This window comes from Streptomyces coeruleorubidus, from assembly GCF_008705135.1.
GTDB lineage: Bacteria > Actinomycetota > Actinomycetes > Streptomycetales > Streptomycetaceae > Streptomyces > Streptomyces coeruleofuscus.
In genome coordinates this window covers 5,066,147-5,080,660 of sequence record NZ_CP023694.1, presented here as the reverse complement: position 1 = coordinate 5,080,660, position 14,514 = coordinate 5,066,147, and the positions used below count along the sequence as shown (strand labels likewise).

13 protein-coding genes are annotated in these 14,514 nt (G+C 70.9%); 4 read left to right on the top strand and 9 right to left on the bottom strand.

Annotated elements, in window-relative coordinates:
- Nucleotides 1-66: 66 nt before the first annotated feature.
- The 6 genes from fbaA to CP976_RS23510 all read right to left on the bottom strand — a co-directional run bounded on the left by fbaA (nucleotide 67) and on the right by CP976_RS23510 (nucleotide 6,090).
- A complete protein-coding gene (gene fbaA, locus CP976_RS23535) occupies nucleotides 67-1,089 on the bottom strand; it encodes a class II fructose-bisphosphate aldolase (RefSeq protein WP_150482161.1) in 1,023 nt (340 codons plus the stop codon).
- 144 nt (nucleotides 1,090-1,233) lie between these two features.
- The gene (gene pyrE, locus CP976_RS23530) at nucleotides 1,234-1,782 is read right to left on the bottom strand and encodes an orotate phosphoribosyltransferase (protein ID WP_086605842.1); all 549 of its coding nucleotides are present in this window, start codon (nucleotides 1,780-1,782) and stop codon (nucleotides 1,234-1,236) included.
- Between the two features lie 10 nt (nucleotides 1,783-1,792).
- On the bottom strand, nucleotides 1,793-2,581 hold the full coding sequence (locus CP976_RS23525; RefSeq protein ID WP_150482160.1) for an aldose epimerase family protein: 789 nt from the start codon (nucleotides 2,579-2,581) through the stop codon (nucleotides 1,793-1,795).
- 51 nt (nucleotides 2,582-2,632) lie between these two features.
- Entirely contained in the window at nucleotides 2,633-3,658 is a 1,026-nt protein-coding gene (locus tag CP976_RS23520) for an SRPBCC domain-containing protein (RefSeq protein WP_229875389.1), read from the bottom strand.
- A 125-nt stretch (nucleotides 3,659-3,783) separates the two neighbouring features.
- The gene (locus tag CP976_RS23515; protein WP_150482159.1) at nucleotides 3,784-5,439 is read right to left on the bottom strand and encodes a polyamine aminopropyltransferase; all 1,656 of its coding nucleotides are present in this window, start codon (nucleotides 5,437-5,439) and stop codon (nucleotides 3,784-3,786) included.
- 120 nt (nucleotides 5,440-5,559) lie between these two features.
- Nucleotides 5,560-6,090 carry a DUF2617 family protein gene (locus tag CP976_RS23510; RefSeq protein ID WP_167537397.1) on the bottom strand — a complete coding sequence of 177 codons (531 nt, stop codon included), beginning with the start codon at nucleotides 6,088-6,090 and terminating at the stop codon, nucleotides 5,560-5,562.
- Between the two features lie 999 nt (nucleotides 6,091-7,089).
- Between CP976_RS23510 and CP976_RS23500 the strand changes: the two genes are divergently transcribed.
- Entirely contained in the window at nucleotides 7,090-8,283 is a 1,194-nt protein-coding gene (locus CP976_RS23500; protein WP_150482156.1) for a pyridoxal phosphate-dependent aminotransferase, read from the top strand.
- A gap of 78 nt (nucleotides 8,284-8,361) precedes the next feature.
- Here CP976_RS23500 and CP976_RS23495 read toward each other — a convergent pair whose 3' ends face one another.
- Nucleotides 8,362-8,889 (bottom strand): YbjN domain-containing protein, encoded by a 528-nt coding sequence (locus CP976_RS23495; protein WP_150482155.1) that lies wholly within the window; start codon nucleotides 8,887-8,889, stop codon nucleotides 8,362-8,364.
- Between the two features lie 162 nt (nucleotides 8,890-9,051).
- Between CP976_RS23495 and CP976_RS23490 the strand changes: the two genes are divergently transcribed.
- Nucleotides 9,052-9,525 carry a hypothetical protein gene (locus CP976_RS23490; RefSeq protein WP_167537396.1) on the top strand — a complete coding sequence of 158 codons (474 nt, stop codon included), beginning with the start codon at nucleotides 9,052-9,054 and terminating at the stop codon, nucleotides 9,523-9,525.
- A 4-nt stretch (nucleotides 9,526-9,529) separates the two neighbouring features.
- On the opposite strand, the gene clpB is transcribed toward CP976_RS23490, so the two are convergent.
- Nucleotides 9,530-12,151 carry an ATP-dependent chaperone ClpB gene (gene clpB / locus CP976_RS23485; protein WP_150482154.1) on the bottom strand — a complete coding sequence of 874 codons (2,622 nt, stop codon included), beginning with the start codon at nucleotides 12,149-12,151 and terminating at the stop codon, nucleotides 9,530-9,532.
- 104 nt (nucleotides 12,152-12,255) lie between these two features.
- On the opposite strand from clpB, the gene CP976_RS23480 reads away from it, so the two are divergent.
- Nucleotides 12,256-12,672, top strand: a complete 417-nt coding sequence (locus tag CP976_RS23480) for a pyridoxamine 5'-phosphate oxidase family protein (protein WP_150482153.1) — start codon at nucleotides 12,256-12,258, stop codon at nucleotides 12,670-12,672.
- A 191-nt stretch (nucleotides 12,673-12,863) separates the two neighbouring features.
- On the opposite strand, the gene CP976_RS23475 is transcribed toward CP976_RS23480, so the two are convergent.
- A complete protein-coding gene (locus tag CP976_RS23475; protein WP_086604769.1) occupies nucleotides 12,864-13,199 on the bottom strand; it encodes a Rieske (2Fe-2S) protein in 336 nt (111 codons plus the stop codon).
- A gap of 301 nt (nucleotides 13,200-13,500) precedes the next feature.
- Between CP976_RS23475 and CP976_RS23465 the strand changes: the two genes are divergently transcribed.
- Nucleotides 13,501-14,511: a helix-turn-helix domain-containing protein gene (locus tag CP976_RS23465; RefSeq protein WP_150482152.1), complete on the top strand. Its 1,011-nt coding sequence runs from the start codon at nucleotides 13,501-13,503 to the stop codon at nucleotides 14,509-14,511.
- The last annotated feature ends 3 nt before the right edge of the window (nucleotides 14,512-14,514 follow it).

Sequence of the window (14,514 nt, the reverse complement as noted above, 5' to 3'; positions counted from 1 at the left end):
GGGAGCATACGGAAGAGCCCGGCACCAGGAGAGGTGCCGGGCTCGAACGCGTGATCCGGAACGGACTTACTTGATCTTGGTGCCGGTCGAGCGCAGGTGGCCGCAGGCCTCGACGACACGCGCGGACATGGAGGCCTCGGCCAGCTTGCCCCAGGTGCGCGGGTCGTAGGTCTTCTTGTTGCCGACCTCGCCGTCGACCTTCAGGACGCCGTCGTAGTTGCGGAACATGTGGTCCGCGACCGGGCGCGTGAAGGCGTACTGCGTGTCCGTGTCGATGTTCATCTTGACCACGCCGTTCTCCAGGGCGGTCCGGATCTCCTCCTCCGAGGAGCCGGAGCCGCCGTGGAAGACGAAGTCGAACGGGGAGGCCTTGCCGAACTTGGCGGCGACGCCCTCGTTCAGCTCCTTCAGCAGCTCGGGACGCAGGACGACGTTGCCCGGCTTGTACACGCCGTGCACGTTGCCGAAGGACGCGGCGAGCAGGTAGCGGCCCTTCTCGCCCAGGCCCAGGGCCTCGGCGGTGCGGATCGCGTCGTCGACGGTGGTGTAGAGGGAGTCGTTGATCTCGTGGGAGACGCCGTCCTCCTCGCCACCGGTCGGGGTGATCTCCACCTCGAGGATGATCTTCGCAGCGCGGGCCTGCTCCAGCAGCTCCTGCGCGATGGAGAGGTTGTCGGCGAGGGTCTCGGCGGAGCCGTCCCACATGTGCGACTGGAACAGCGGGGCCAGGCCGGCCTCGACGCGCTTCTTGGAGAGCGCCAGCAGCGGGCGTACGTACCCGTCGAGCTTGTCCTTCGGGCAGTGGTCCGTGTGCAGCGCGATGTTCACCGGGTACTTCTCGGCGACGATGTGCGCGAACTCGGCCAGGGCGACCGCGCCGGTCACCATGTCCTTGCTGTACTGACCGCCCAGGAACTCGGCGCCACCCGTGGAGATCTGGACGATGCCGTCGCTCTCCGCCTCAGCGAAACCGCGCAGGGCCGCGTGCAGGGTCTGGGTGGAGGTCACGTTGATGGCCGGGTAGGCGAACTTTCCTGCCTTCGCCCGGTCCAGCATTTCGTTGTAGACCTCGGGAGTTGCGATGGGCATGCGTCCGCTCCTTGTATCTGCGGGTTGGCGTACTGCGTTCTCGGCCCTGACCTAGACCTTGGGGTGCGACGTCATCGTCGGCCCCATCTTTCCAGACTTGGCCGGAAGGTCCAGGCCACCGTCCACGCCCTGGTCGTTCCGGGCTCAGTCCAGGCCCAGCTCGTCCTTGGAGAACGCGAAGAGGTACGGCACCCCGGCGCCCTCCTGGATCTTCTCCGCGGCGCCGGTGGCCCGGTCGACGATGGTCGCGACGGCGACGACCTCGGCCCCGGCCTCGCGCACGGCCTCGACGGCGGTGAGCGGGGAGCCGCCGGTGGTGGAGGTGTCCTCGACGACCAGCACGCGGCGGCCCGCGATGTCCGGGCCCTCGACGCGGCGCTGCAGGCCGTGCGCCTTCGCGGCCTTCCGCACGACGAAGGCGTCCAGGCGCCGCCCGCGCGCTGCGGCCGCGTGCAGCATGGCGGCGGCGACGGGGTCGGCGCCCATGGTGAGGCCGCCCACCGCGTCGAACTCCAGGTCGGCGGTCAGGTCGAGCAGCACCTGCCCGACCAGCGGCGCTGCCTCGCCGTCGAGGGTGACGCGGCGCAGGTCGACGTAGTAGTCGGCCTCGAGACCCGACGACAGGGTCACCTTGCCGTGCACCACGGCCTTGTCCTTGATCTGCTGCAGCAGCGCGCCGCGTGTGTCCGTCATGCCGCCCAGCTTAGAGGCGGCGCCAGCTCCAGGTCGTGGTGGCCTCCAGCGGCTCCAGGGGCGTGACCAGGCGCGGCATGCTGTTGAGCCCGTTGGGCGGGCCGGTCTGCGGCTCCACGCACACGGCCGCCTCCTGCTCGTCGTAGACGACGACCCACTCCTGCCTGCTGGCCACCTTCAGCTCCAGCTGCCCGGGCCAGGTGAGGGTCACGTCGACGCCGCCGGGCATGCCGAAGCAGTCGTCCCAGGGGCCGGGCTTCGGCTCGACGCGGTTGCCGGTGGGCAGGTGGTCGTCGCCGCGCTCCTCCTGCCAGGCCGGGTCGAAGTCGATGCGCACGTCCTCGCCGCCGAGGTTCCGGTTGAACCACGGGTGCCAGCCGATCTGCGCCGGGAACGACGACTCGTACGTCTCCACGGACATGGTCAGCGTCAGCGCGTCCTCGGCGAGGGCGACGACCTGGGTGACGCGGCCCGGGTGGGGCCAGGGGTCGACGAGCTCGTGGGTGAGGACGGCCTCGGCCGTGCTCGTGCGGGCGGTGCGCCAGGCGCCGTCGCGGGCGGTGCCGTGGATGGCGTGGGGCGGGGCGTTGAGGGGCATCTGCCGTACGACGGCGCCGTCGAGGAAGCGCCCGTCGCGGATCCGCCCGCACCACGGCACCATCGGGAAGGAGCCGTACCGCTCCCCCTGCCGGAGCACCTCGACGCCGCCGATCCGCAGCCCTCCGACCCGGCCGCCGTTGCCCGGCTGCACGGTCACCTCCGCGTCGCCCGCGGTCAGCGTGATGTTGTCGTCACTCACGGGACGACCCTACTGGGGTGATCAAGAGGGCATCACCCGGTGCGGGGCTTTTCAGCGGCGCCTGCGCAGGGCCCGGACCGCCACGATGGCCGACGCCAGCGCGAGCGCCGCCGCGGGGGCCGCCCAGCGCAGCGGGGCGGTGGGCATCACGGTCTGCGGCGCGGGCACCGGCGCGTACCGGCCTCGCGGCGGGGCGTGATCGACCTCCTCGGCACTGCGCCCGATCATCGTCCGCCGCGCGTGCGCCGCCTCGGCGATGTCCTCGTCGTCCTCGTCGTCCTCGTCTTTCTCGTGCGAGGGACCGAGAGAGGACGGCGGAATATCGCTCCCGAAGACGGCGGGGGGCTCGGGGGCCGGGGCGGGAGCGTCGTCGGCTGCGGGGGCGGGGGGCTCGTCGGCGTCACCCGGCGCGGAGGACTCGTCGCCGGCCTCAGTGGCGCGAAGGTCGTCGGCGTGACCACGAGCCGACGCCTCGCCGGCGCGTCCCGGGGCCGACGAAGCCCCGGCCTCCTCGTCGGCGTCGGCCATCACGCCCCCCTCGGCCCCCGCCGGAGGCAGAGGCGGCGGAGCCGCGTCGTCCGCGTCCGGGGTCGTCTCGTAATCGGTCGTGGCGCGGGGTTCGAAGTCCTGGGTGGCGAGGGGCGTGGTCGTTTCCGGGGCTGCCGCGGCCAGGTGTTCCGCGAAACGGTTCAGCAGGCGGGTGACGGCGCCCTCCACCGCGTCGGACGGGAGGTCCTTGATCCGCCCGTCCGCGGCGGCCGTACCGTCGAACACGACCGTCGTACCGTCCTGCGCGTCCCGCAGGGCGATCCGCAGCGTGAGTTTCACCGAGCCGCTGCCGCGGGCCTCCGTGGCGTCGCCCTCGACGGCGTACGCCCCGTCGTCCGCCCGGGACACCCGTACGGCACCCCGGTACGTGACGGAGTGGCTGCCGACCCGGATTTTCAGCCGCCCGGTGACGGGCTCGGCGCCGGCGTCCTGCTGGAGCCCCGGGACCGCCCGGGCGACCCGCGCGGGGTCGTCCAGCACCTCCCTGAGCCGCTCGGCCGGAACCGGAACGAACACCTCGTGCTCCATGTGGACGGACTCTACCCAGCACGCGCCGAAACGCACCCCCGCCTTCGGGATTAGCCCCCGATACGCCCCCACCAGGCGTATCCTCACCGCCCTCGCCCTCCCTCGTCAGGCCGCCCCGGGCCCGCTCAGTAGCGCGGATGCACCAGCGTCGACGCGGGCAGCCCCGCGATCCGCGTGCCCCGTGCCGCCCGTTCCCCCGCCGCGAGGGACGCGTCCGTGAGGACGTGCGGGCGTGGACCGTCCGGGCCGAGGCGGGGCCGCGGTTCCGTCCGGGCGGCCAGGACGAAGCCCCAGTCCCGGGGCGCCCGGGAGCGGTCGGCGGGGGTGCGGTCGGGGCCGGCGGCGAAACCGGCGTGGCGGCCGCCCGTGCGGTACTGGGCGGTGCGCAAACCGGCCGCGCGGAGGGTCGCGTCCACCGTCCAGTACACCCGCGGGCTGGACGCGACGGGCCCGGCGTGCACCACGAGCCGGCCGCCGGGGGCGAGCACCCGCCGCGCGAGGCCGTAGAACTCCTGCGAGTACAGCTTCGTACTGGCCGTGATGCCCGGGTCCGGCAGATCCGAGAGGACCACGTCGTACGACGCCGCCGGCGCTCCGCGCAGCCAGCCGAAGGCGTCCTGCGTGGTCACGCGCACGCGCGGGTCGCCGAACGCGTGCTCGTTCAGCGCGGACAGGGCCGGGTCGGTGCGGGCCAGCCGCAGCACCTCCTCGTCGAGTTCGACGACGTCGACCCGGTCCACCCCGGGATGCCGCAGCACCTCGCGTGCCGCCAGTCCGTCACCGCCGCCGAGGATCAGCACGCGCGCGTGCGGCCCGGTCATGGCCGGGTGGACGAGTGCCTCGTGGTAGCGCGGTTCGTCGCGCCCGCTGACCCGCAGCCGGCCGTCGAGGAACAGGTCGAGGGGCCGTCCGTGCGTGCCCCCGGTGAGGACCACTTCCTGCACGCCGGTCCGGAGCGCCACCCGTACGTCCCCGCCGTACACCGCCTGCCGGGCGGCCCGCTCGAAGTCGTCGACGAGGACGGCGGCCGAGGCGAGGATCGCCAGCACGAGCGCGTTGGCGAGCAGCAGCAGCCAGCGGGCGCGCCGGGTCAGGTCCCGGCGGAACAGGCCGAGCACCAGCGCGCCCCCGACGACCGCGTTGACGGCGCCGGTGATCAGCGCGCCGGTGAGCTGGCCGAGGAACGGCAGCAGGAGGAAGGGGAAGGCGAGTCCGCCGACGAGCGCACCGACGTAGTCCGCGGCGAACAGGTCGGCCACCGCACCGCCCGCGTCCTGGCGGCGGATGCGCTGGATCAGCTCCATCAGCAGCGGGACCTCGGCGCCGATGAGCAGCCCGGTCGCGAGGGAGAAGGCGACCAGGAGGCAGCGCGGCCCGCTGGCCCACATCCCGCCCCAGTCGCCGGTCCAGGCGAAGACGGCGTACAGGGCCATCGCGCTGCACCCGCCGACGAGGGCGAGTGTCGCCTCGACCGCGCCGAAGCCGGCCGCGGCGAGCCCGCGCAGCCGCTTCGCGGCGAGGGAGCCGATGCCCATCGCGAAGACCATGACGGACAGCACGACGGACGCCTGGGTGACGGAGTCACCCATCAAGTACGAGGCCAGGGCGACCAGTTCGAGTTCGTACACCAGTCCGCAGGCCGCGCAGACGAACACACCCGCCAGGACCAGGAACCGTCCGGTGCCCGGCCGGACGGGCAGCCGCGCCGGGCCGCCGGGGCCGCCCGGGGCGCTCCAGGGCGGCGGGGAACCGGGCGGGGCGGGCGCGTGCGGCTCGATCACGCTGCGACGTTACGTCACGCCTCCACTGCGGTTCGTCACCCACACGTGTGGTGCTGGTTTACAGAGGCCCGATGACGGTACGAGATCCGGTTCGCCGAGTGAGTGAAGTGCCGGGGAGATTCAGTTGGCGGCGGCGACCGACGCCGGCACCCGTACGCCCACCTTCGTGCGGGTCGCCACCAACTGCCCGTCCTGCGGGTACGCGTGCCAGGTGCGCCAGTGCACCTGTCCCTCGTGGTGCTGGGCCAGCAGTGCCGTGAAGGCGTGCGGGCTGCCGGGGAAGACGCCGGCCAGGCCGTGCGGATGGTCGGAGACGAGGGCCAGCAACTCCTGGGCGCGGCCCGCGAAGGAGCCGGGCGAGAGGACCTCGACCCGGGCCGCGAACTCGTACTCCCAGTCGCCCACCCGCTTGGCGACGCCCAGCGGAAGCGGCGTGCTGCTGCCGGGAATGCACGCCACCGTCTCCGAGCAGACGCCCCCCTCTTCCTCCAGCAGAACCTGGTGGGACGCGCCGAGAAGTCGCAACTGAAGTTTGATGCCCGTCAGTTCGAGGTCGAGCGTGGCCAGTGCGGGAAGCGGCTCGCGCCCCAGGGCCCAGGCGAGATCGGCCGCGCGCGTGTCGGTGTAGGAGGTGTTCAGGGTCGTGAGCATGGATCGGCTCCGCAAGCACACAAGGAGAGGGAGATGGGTCCGCTGCACCCCGGTCGCACCGGGGGATTCGGCCCGGGGCAAACCGGTCGGCCGGTTTCGGGAAGGTCCGCAGAACGTCCGAGAGGCTGCGTCGGTGTTTTAGAGGGAATCATGAACTGTGGCGCCGCAACAGCGTCTTTACCCAAGTTCGTAGGGTTTCCATCCCTCAGAGGGCTCCACAGCTCAACTGTTCAACTACGGCGTGCGCCCTTGCCGGGGAGGCGTGCGCCGGTGCGCCGTGGCTCACGCCGGCATGCTGTGACGGGCGGGCACCCGGCCCTTCACTGTCCTCCCGAAGTGCCCGCTTGACGCACGCAGTTGCCGGAGTCACACCTCGGTCCATGACTTCTCGGCGGCAGTTGTCCTACAGGCATGCGAAGTTGCCAGAACACACTCGAAGTTGCCCAACAGGCGTTCGGCACGCCCTCCGGACGGGAACACCGGAACCCCGGCCGGCACGGGAAACCCCGGCCCCTCCGGTGGGCACGGGAACGCGGGGCCCGCCCCAGTGCGGACCCCGCGTTCGGTGGGTGCGGCTCCCCCGTCGGGAGCGCGGCCGACGTACGTCAGCTGCCTCCGCCGCCGCAGCCGCCTCCTCCTCCACCCCCGCCGCAGGACGACCCGCCGCCGCAGGAGTGCCCCCCGCTGTCTCCGCCGGACGAGCCGGAGTCTCCGCTCCCGGCCCACCAGCTGCCCCCGCTTGCGTGCCCCGATCCGGTGGACGCCCCCGCCCCGCGACGGGTCGTCCGCCCGGATCCGCCGCTGCGGGCCTTGGACACCAGCGCCCCGACCAGGACGACTCCGATCACCGCCAGGATGATGCCGACTACCATGGCGCCACCCTCCTTCCGTTCCCCCGAAGCGGCCCCCCGTGGGCGCCTCGCTCTTGCGTGAACAGGGGATGCCCGCCCCCGACGCGCCCCAAAGCAGAGTTGAGGAAGTCCAGAGCTTCGGCGGAGGATGACCCGCATGACCTCCAGCGCGCGCCCCCTCCTCAACCGCCGGCTCGCCGAGTTCGGGACGACGATCTTCGCCGAGATGTCGGCCCTGGCCCTGAGCACCGGCGCCATCAACCTCGGGCAGGGCTTCCCCGACACCGACGGCCCCGAGGAGGTCAGGGAGGCCGCCGTGCGGGCGCTGCGGGACGGCCTCGGCAACCAGTACCCGCCGGGGCCCGGCGTCCCCGAGCTGCGCACCGCGGTCGCCGCCCACCAGCAGCGGCGCTACGGGCTGTCGTACGACCCGGACAGGGAGGTCCTGGTCACCGCGGGCGCCACGGAGGCCATCGCCGCCTCGCTGCTCGCCCTGCTGGAGCCGGGTGACGAGGTGATCGCCTTCGAGCCGTACTACGACTCGTACGCGGCGTGCATCGCGATGGCGGGCGGTACGCGGGTGCCGGTCACGCTCCGCCCGCACGAGGACAGCTTCCGTCTCGACCTGGACGAACTGCGCGACGCGGTCACCGACCGCACCCGGCTGCTGCTGATCAACACCCCGCACAACCCGACCGGCACGGTCCTCACCCGCGCGGAGCTGGCCGCGATCGCCGAGCTGGCGGTGGAGCGGGACCTGCTCGTGGTGACGGACGAGGTGTACGAGCACCTGGTCTTCGACGACGCCGAGCACGTGCCGCTGGCGACGTTCCCGGGGATGCGCGAGCGTACGGTCACCATCGGGTCGGCCGGCAAGACGTTCTCGTTCACCGGCTGGAAGGTCGGCTGGGTGACGGCCGCGCCGGAGCTGGTCACGGCGGTGCGCTCGGCGAAGCAGTACCTGACGTACGTGGCGTCGGGGCCGTTCCAGTACGCGGTCGCGGAGGCCCTGGCGCTGCCCGAGTCGTACTTCACGGCCTTCCGGGACGACATGCTGGTCAAGCGGAACCTGCTGGCGGCGGGCCTGGAGGAGGCCGGTTTCCGGGTCTTCCGGCCGTCGGGGACCTACTTCGTCACCACCGACATCCGCCCCCTGGGCGAGACGGACGGCTTCGCCTTCTGCCGCGCCCTGCCGGAACGCGCCGGTGTCGTCGCGATCCCCAACGCGGTCTTCTACGACCACCGCGAGGAGGGCGCCCCGTTCGTACGGTTCGCGTTCTGCAAGCGGACGGGGGTGCTGGAGGAGGCCGTACGCCGCCTGAAGGGCGTCGGCGGGGCCTGAAAAGGCGTACGGCGCGTACAGCACGTACCTCTCTGCTCGTACGCGCCGACGCGCCGCTGGGGCGGGGCCTGCTGGGGCCTACTCCTCGTCCTCGGGCTTCTCCGCCTCGTTGATCTCCTCCTCGAGACCGAGCTGCTCGATGAGCCACTTGTCGAACTCGATCGCGGCCCGCACCCAGCTGACCGTCGAGGAGACGAAGTGCTCCAGGCTCACGCCCATGCCGATCAGCATCTGGGCCTCGCCGATCAGGCGGACCGTGCCGTCGTCGTGGGTGTGGCTGTAGACCTTGGGCCACAGGGTGCGGCGGTTCCAGTCGTCGATGGACTCCAGGATCTGCGGCTTGGCCTCGATCTCGTGAGGCCGGTCGTAGAACGTCCGCACGGAGAAGACCTGCTGGTCTCCCTCACCCCGGAACATGAAGTAGGTGCGGAACTGCTCCCACGGCGCCGCGAGGTCTCCCTCGTCGTCGACGACGTACTTGAGCTCCATCTGGTCGAGGAGCTGCTTCACGAGGTCCTGATCCGGGACGACGGGGCCCGCCGGACCTGACGGCTGCGGCTCGGGCTGGCCCCCGAAGTTCGGAATCGAGGACGGGTCGATGGTCACCGTGATTTTCCCTTCGTACGGATCCCGCCATCCTCCCCCATGCGGGGAGGGGGGTGGCAAGCCCCGACTACCCCGCTAAGCCCATGGCTGACACGATCCGGTCAACCGCAACCTCCAGGTGCCGCACGCCGTCCTCCTGAATGACGGGCGGAGGGGGCTGCGATGGCGGAACCGGGCAGGGGTTACACGCGGTGGCGGCTGATCCTGCCCGTCCTGGCCGTGCCGGTGCTCGTCCTCGGGTTCCTGACCGCCGGCCTCTTCGTGTGGGCCCTGTCGGACGAGGGGGACCCACGCGCGCGGGCCCTGGAGAAGGTGCCCTGCGCCGAGGCGCTGGCCTTCGGCGGTGCCTCGCCTCCGGTGAACGCCCACGTCGGGGACTGCACCATGCAGCAGGGCATCGACACCGCGTACACGGCGGTGCTGCGGATGCCGCGCGAGGACGTGCGCGACTGGCTGCGCGAGACGTATCCGAAGGCGCCCGAGGCCCGCTCGGACGCCTCCTGCGGGGCTCTCTGTCTCGACGTGAGCCACGAGGACGGCCTGCCCGCCACGGCCGGGGCACACGTGGTGCAGGTGCGGGTGGAGTACGTGAACGCCGAGACGGCGCGGATGCGCTTCTCGGCGTTCACCATGTGAGGTCCTACAGCGTCTTGCCCGTAGCCGGTCCCACCAGCAGTTCGTCGCCGATGCGGTCGACGCGGACCGTGTCGCCGTCCTTGATCTCGCCGGAGAGGATCTCCTTGGCGAGGCGGTCGCCGATGGCTGTCTGGACGAGGCGGCGCAGCGGGCGGGCGCCGTACGCCGGGTCCATGCCCTCCTCCGCGAGCCAGGCCAGGGCCTCGGGCGCGACGTCCAGGGCGAGGCGCCGCTCGGCGAGGCGCTTGGCCAGGCGCTCGATCTGGAGCTTGGCGATGCGCTCCAGCTCGGGCTTGGTCAGGGCGGCGAAGACGACCAGGTCGTCCAGGCGGTTGAGGAACTCCGGCTTGAAGGAGGTCCGCACCACCTCCAGGACCTGTTCCTTCTTCTCCGCCTCACTGGTGAGCGGGTCGACCAGGAACTGGCTGCCCAGGTTCGACGTCAGCACGAGGATGGTGTTGCGGAAGTCGACCGTGCGGCCCTGCCCGTCCGTGAGACGCCCGTCGTCGAGCACCTGGAGCAGGATGTCGAAGACCTCGGGGTGGGCCTTCTCCACCTCGTCCAGCAGGACGACGGAGTACGGACGGCGGCGCACCGCCTCCGTGAGCTGGCCGCCTTCCTCGTAACCGACGTATCCGGGCGGGGCACCGACCAGCCGGGCCACGCTGTGCTTCTCGCTGTACTCCGACATGTCGATGCGGACCATCGCCCGCTCGTCGTCGAAGAGGAAGTCGGCGAGGGCCTTGGCCAGTTCCGTCTTGCCGACACCGGTCGGCCCGAGGAAGAGGAAGGAGCCGGTGGGGCGGTCGGGGTCGGAGATTCCGGCGCGGGACCGCCGTACGGCATCGCTGACCGCCCGCACGGCCTCCGTCTGGCCGATGAGCCGCTTGCCCAGCTCGTCCTCCATGCGCAGCAGCTTCTGCGTCTCGCCCTCCAGCAGCCGCCCGGCGGGGATCCCGGTCCAGGAGGCGACGACGTCGGCGATGTCGTCGGCGCCGACCTCCTCCTTGACCATGGTGTCCTTGGAGCCCCCGCCGGAGGCGGAAGATGTCAACGCCTCCTCGGCCTCGGAGGCGGCCTCCAGCTCCTTCTCCAGGGCGGGGATCTCGCCGTAGAGCAGCTTGGAGGCGGTGTCGAAGTCGCCGTCGCGCTGGGCGCGCTCGGCCTGGCCGCGCAGTTCGTCGAGGCGTTCCTTCAGCTCACCGACGCGGTTGAGGGACTGCTTCTCCTTCTCCCAGCGGGCGGTGAGGCCGCGCAGCTCCTCCTCCTTGTCGGCGAGGTCGCGGCGCAGCTTCTCCAGACGCTCGCGGGAGGCCGCGTCGGTCTCCTTGCCGATCGCCAGCTCCTCCATCTTCAGCCGGTCGACGGCGCGCTGGAGCTCGTCGATCTCGACAGGGGACGAGTCGATCTCCATCCGCAGCCGCGAGGCCGCCTCGTCGACGAGGTCGATGGCCTTGTCGGGCAGGAAGCGGGAGGTGATGTACCGGTCGGAGAGGGCGGCGGCGGCGACCAGCGCGCTGTCGGCGATCTGCACCTTGTGGTGGGCCTCGTAGCGGCCCTTGAGGCCGCGCAGGATCGCGATGGAGTCCTCGACGCTCGGCTCGGCGACCAGCACCTGCTGGAAGCGCCGCTCCAGGGCCGCGTCCTTCTCGATCCGCTCGCGGTACTCGTCGAGGGTCGTGGCACCCACCATGCGCAGCTCACCGCGCGCGAGCATGGGCTTCAGCATGTTCCCGGCGTCCATGGCGGAGTCGCCGCCGGCACCGGCCCCCACGACGGTGTGCAGCTCGTCGATGAAGGTGATGATCTGCCCGTCGGAGTCCTTGATCTCGGCGAGGACGGTCTTCAGCCGCTCCTCGAACTCGCCCCGGTACTTGGCCCCGGCGACCATGGCCCCCAGATCGAGCGCGACGAGCCGCTTGTCCTTCAGGGACTCCGGCACGTCCCCCTTGACGATCCGCTGGGCGAGCCCTTCGACGACGGCGGTCTTGCCGACCCCGGGCTCACCGATGAGCACGGGGTTGTTCTTCGTACGGCGGGACAGCACCTGCACCACGCGCCGGATCTCCTGGTCCCGCCCGATGACGGGATCGAGCTTCCCTTCCCGCGCGGCGGCGGTGAAGTCCGTCCCGAACTTCTCCAGGGCCTTGTACTGGCCCTCGGGGTCGGCCGTGGTCACCCGGCGCGCTCCCCGCGTCTTCTGGAAGGCGTCCTGGAGCTTCCTGGCGTCGGCGCCCTGCTGGGACAGCACCTCGCCGGCCGCGCCGCCCTTCGCGGCGATGCCGATGAGGAGGTGCTCCGTGGAGAGGTACTCGTCCCCCAGGTCCTTGGCGCGGGCCTGCGCGTCGGCGACGACGGCGAGCATCTCGCGGTTGGGCTGGGGCGGCGCCACGGTGGATCCGGTCACACTGGGCAGCCCGGCGAGCACCCGCTCGGCTCCGGCGCGCACGGCCGCCTGGTCGGCGTCGACCGCGGCGAGCAGATCGGTGATGTTCTCGTTGTCCTGTCCCTGGAGCAGCGCGAGAAGCAGATGGGCGGGGGTGAGGTCAGGGTGCCCCTCCGTGACGGCCATGTTGCTGGCCGCGTTGATCGCGTCCCGGCTCCGGTTGGTCAGCTCGGCGTCCACGTTCGCGTTCTCCTCCTTGCACTGACCCGAACGACGTACACAAAGTTGAGTCTAGTCCACTCAAGGACCATTCGGGGAGGGGCGCAGGGGTTAAGTTCCGGGGCATGGCGACCAAGTACTCCGTCGATCCCGGCGCTCCGGACGAGCCGTACCTCAGCTTCTGGCGGGAACGGCACGTGTGCACCCTGACGACTCCCCGCCCGGACGGCACTCCGCACGTGGTACCCGTCGGGGTCACATACGATCCCGCGGCCCGGCTCGCTCGGGTAATCACCAACAAGGCGAGCGCCAAGGCGCGGCACGTGCTGGCCGCGGGGGAACAGGGGGCGGCGGTCGCCGTCTGCCAGATGGAGGGCCGGCGCTGGGCGACACTGGAGGGCCGGGCCTTCGTCCGCACCGAGCCGGACCGGGTCGCGGAGGCGGTACGCCGCTACGCCGAGCGCTACGGACGGACCCCCTCGCCGAATCCCGCACGCGTGGTGATCGAGATCGAGCTGACCCGAGCGATGGGGCGGGGTTGATGCCGCGGCTGATGCCGAGGTTGACCGAAGTGAAAATCCACACCGGTGATCGACTGGATCCGGCCACTGCGTGACTGCGGTGATAACCGGAAATGTCGCCAGAAACTGCAGCGGCGTCACCGTGTTCAGGTCACGGTGACGCCGCTGCGGGGGGAAGCACCTGAGCGATCTGTTACGACGGGGGAATCGCGTCAGGCACTGCGGGGGGTGGCAGAGATGGTCCTCGGGGCAGGAGAGTCGGCCTCCACCTGCTCGTGGTCCCTTTGGTCCAGGTTCACAAAGATCATTCCGTACCGTACGGCACACCGCACGGGCTGCGGCGCCCCCCGAGGCCGCCGCAGACACCGGTAAGCCCGTACGTCCTCGTCCTCGTCCCGCGTGACGACCACCGGCTCGCCGAAAACAGTCACCATCAACGAGTCGCCGCTGTGGGGGATGGCGGTGACCAGGTCGATGAAGTGCCAGCCGGAGCGGTAGGCGGTGGCCATTTCGCGGCGGAAGGAGCGGTCGTCGGGTGGAGTGGTCACGGTCAGCTCCCGGATCCCGCTGTCGCGGAACTCGGCCAGCTGGTGTTGTTCACGCCGTAGCTGGTCTGAGCCACCGCCGGCCAACTGGTGTTCGCCCGAACATCGCCCTTCTCATCGGAGAAGCCACTCAGCGCGCCGAGGGTTACAACGACGGAGAAGGCGGCGACAAGCACCGAGCGAAGCATTCTGTTCCGCATAGTCGGCTTCGTCCTCACTTGAAGGTCCCCTTTTCCCCCGTCGAGTACGACGATGGCTCATTCGGGCACGTCATGGCCACACAATCGATGCATCATGTTCCTGCATGTTCAGGACCCTGGGGGGTGGAGATTTGACCACAGATCGAGCAAAAGGGACACATCCCCATGCGATGACCGAGTGGTGCGAGGAGGGCGGACGCTTGTACGCCACCGCTCTGCGCACCGGACGCATCGCACGCGCAGACGTGGAACCGGCCCCCTGCCTGATGGAGTTCGCCCTGCTCCACCCCGATCCGGACGATCCCGACTGGCTGCGCCCCGTGGCCCCGGTCGTCGCCCTTTCCCGGCAACTCAACCCCCTGGAACACGAGATCGCCGAGCGCAGGCGCCTGGCCGTCGACCTCGCGGAGACCTTTCAGCCGTTCATGGCCCTGGGCACCCAGATCGCAACGGTAAGTGACTCCATCACCGTGCTGGAAGGTGGTGAACGTATCAACGCCGCACTCAACATGGCCACAGTCCAGTGCCGGACCGAGGTCCTCACCCTCCAGCCGAGCGACCGCATGTCCGAACGCAGCCTCCTGAGAGGGCTGGAACGCGACAAGCCACTCATCGAACGGGGCGTGCGAATCCGTACGGTGTACCAGCACACCGCCCGTTACAACCCGGAGCAACTGGCCTACGCGGCCAGGCTCTCCGACGGCAAGGCGGAGTACCGCACCATAGACGAGCTGGTGGAACGTTTGATCATCTGCGACCAAACCGTCGCCTTCATCCCCGCCCGGGACGACCAGCAGGTCGCCCTGGAACTGCGCCACCCCGGCCTGGTCCGCTACCTGATCAAGCTTTTCGAATACCTCTGGGACCGCGCGGTCCCACTGAGCACCGGCACGCCGTACGAAGCGGCCACCGGCGGTATCACGGACGTCCAGCACTCCATAGCCAAGCTTCTGGTCGAGGGCCACGTCGACGAGGCCATCGCACGCCGCCTCGGCATGAACGTCCGCACCTGCCGTGCTCACATCGCCAAGCTGGCGTCGGCCCTGGGCAGTGGCAGCCGAGCCCAACTCGGATACCTCATAGCGCAGTCGGGGATCCTGCAGCAGGACCACTGAAGA

Bases quoted from the DNA above. Each gene is read 5' to 3' on its own strand.
- fbaA (WP_150482161.1), bottom strand. From the start codon at position 1,089: ATGCCCATCGCAACTCCCGAGGTCTACAACGAAATGCTGGACCGGGCG.
- pyrE (WP_086605842.1), bottom strand. From the start codon at position 1,782: ATGACGGACACACGCGGCGCGCTGCTGCAGCAGATCAAGGACAAGGCC.
- CP976_RS23520 (WP_229875389.1), bottom strand. From the start codon at position 3,658: ATGGAGCACGAGGTGTTCGTTCCGGTTCCGGCCGAGCGGCTCAGGGAG.
- CP976_RS23510 (WP_167537397.1), bottom strand. From the start codon at position 6,090: ATGCTCACGACCCTGAACACCTCCTACACCGACACGCGCGCGGCCGAT.
- CP976_RS23500 (WP_150482156.1), top strand. From the start codon at position 7,090: ATGACCCGCATGACCTCCAGCGCGCGCCCCCTCCTCAACCGCCGGCTC.
- CP976_RS23490 (WP_167537396.1), top strand. From the start codon at position 9,052: ATGGCGGAACCGGGCAGGGGTTACACGCGGTGGCGGCTGATCCTGCCC.
- CP976_RS23480 (WP_150482153.1), top strand. From the start codon at position 12,256: ATGGCGACCAAGTACTCCGTCGATCCCGGCGCTCCGGACGAGCCGTAC.
- CP976_RS23465 (WP_150482152.1), top strand. From the start codon at position 13,501: ATGTTCAGGACCCTGGGGGGTGGAGATTTGACCACAGATCGAGCAAAA.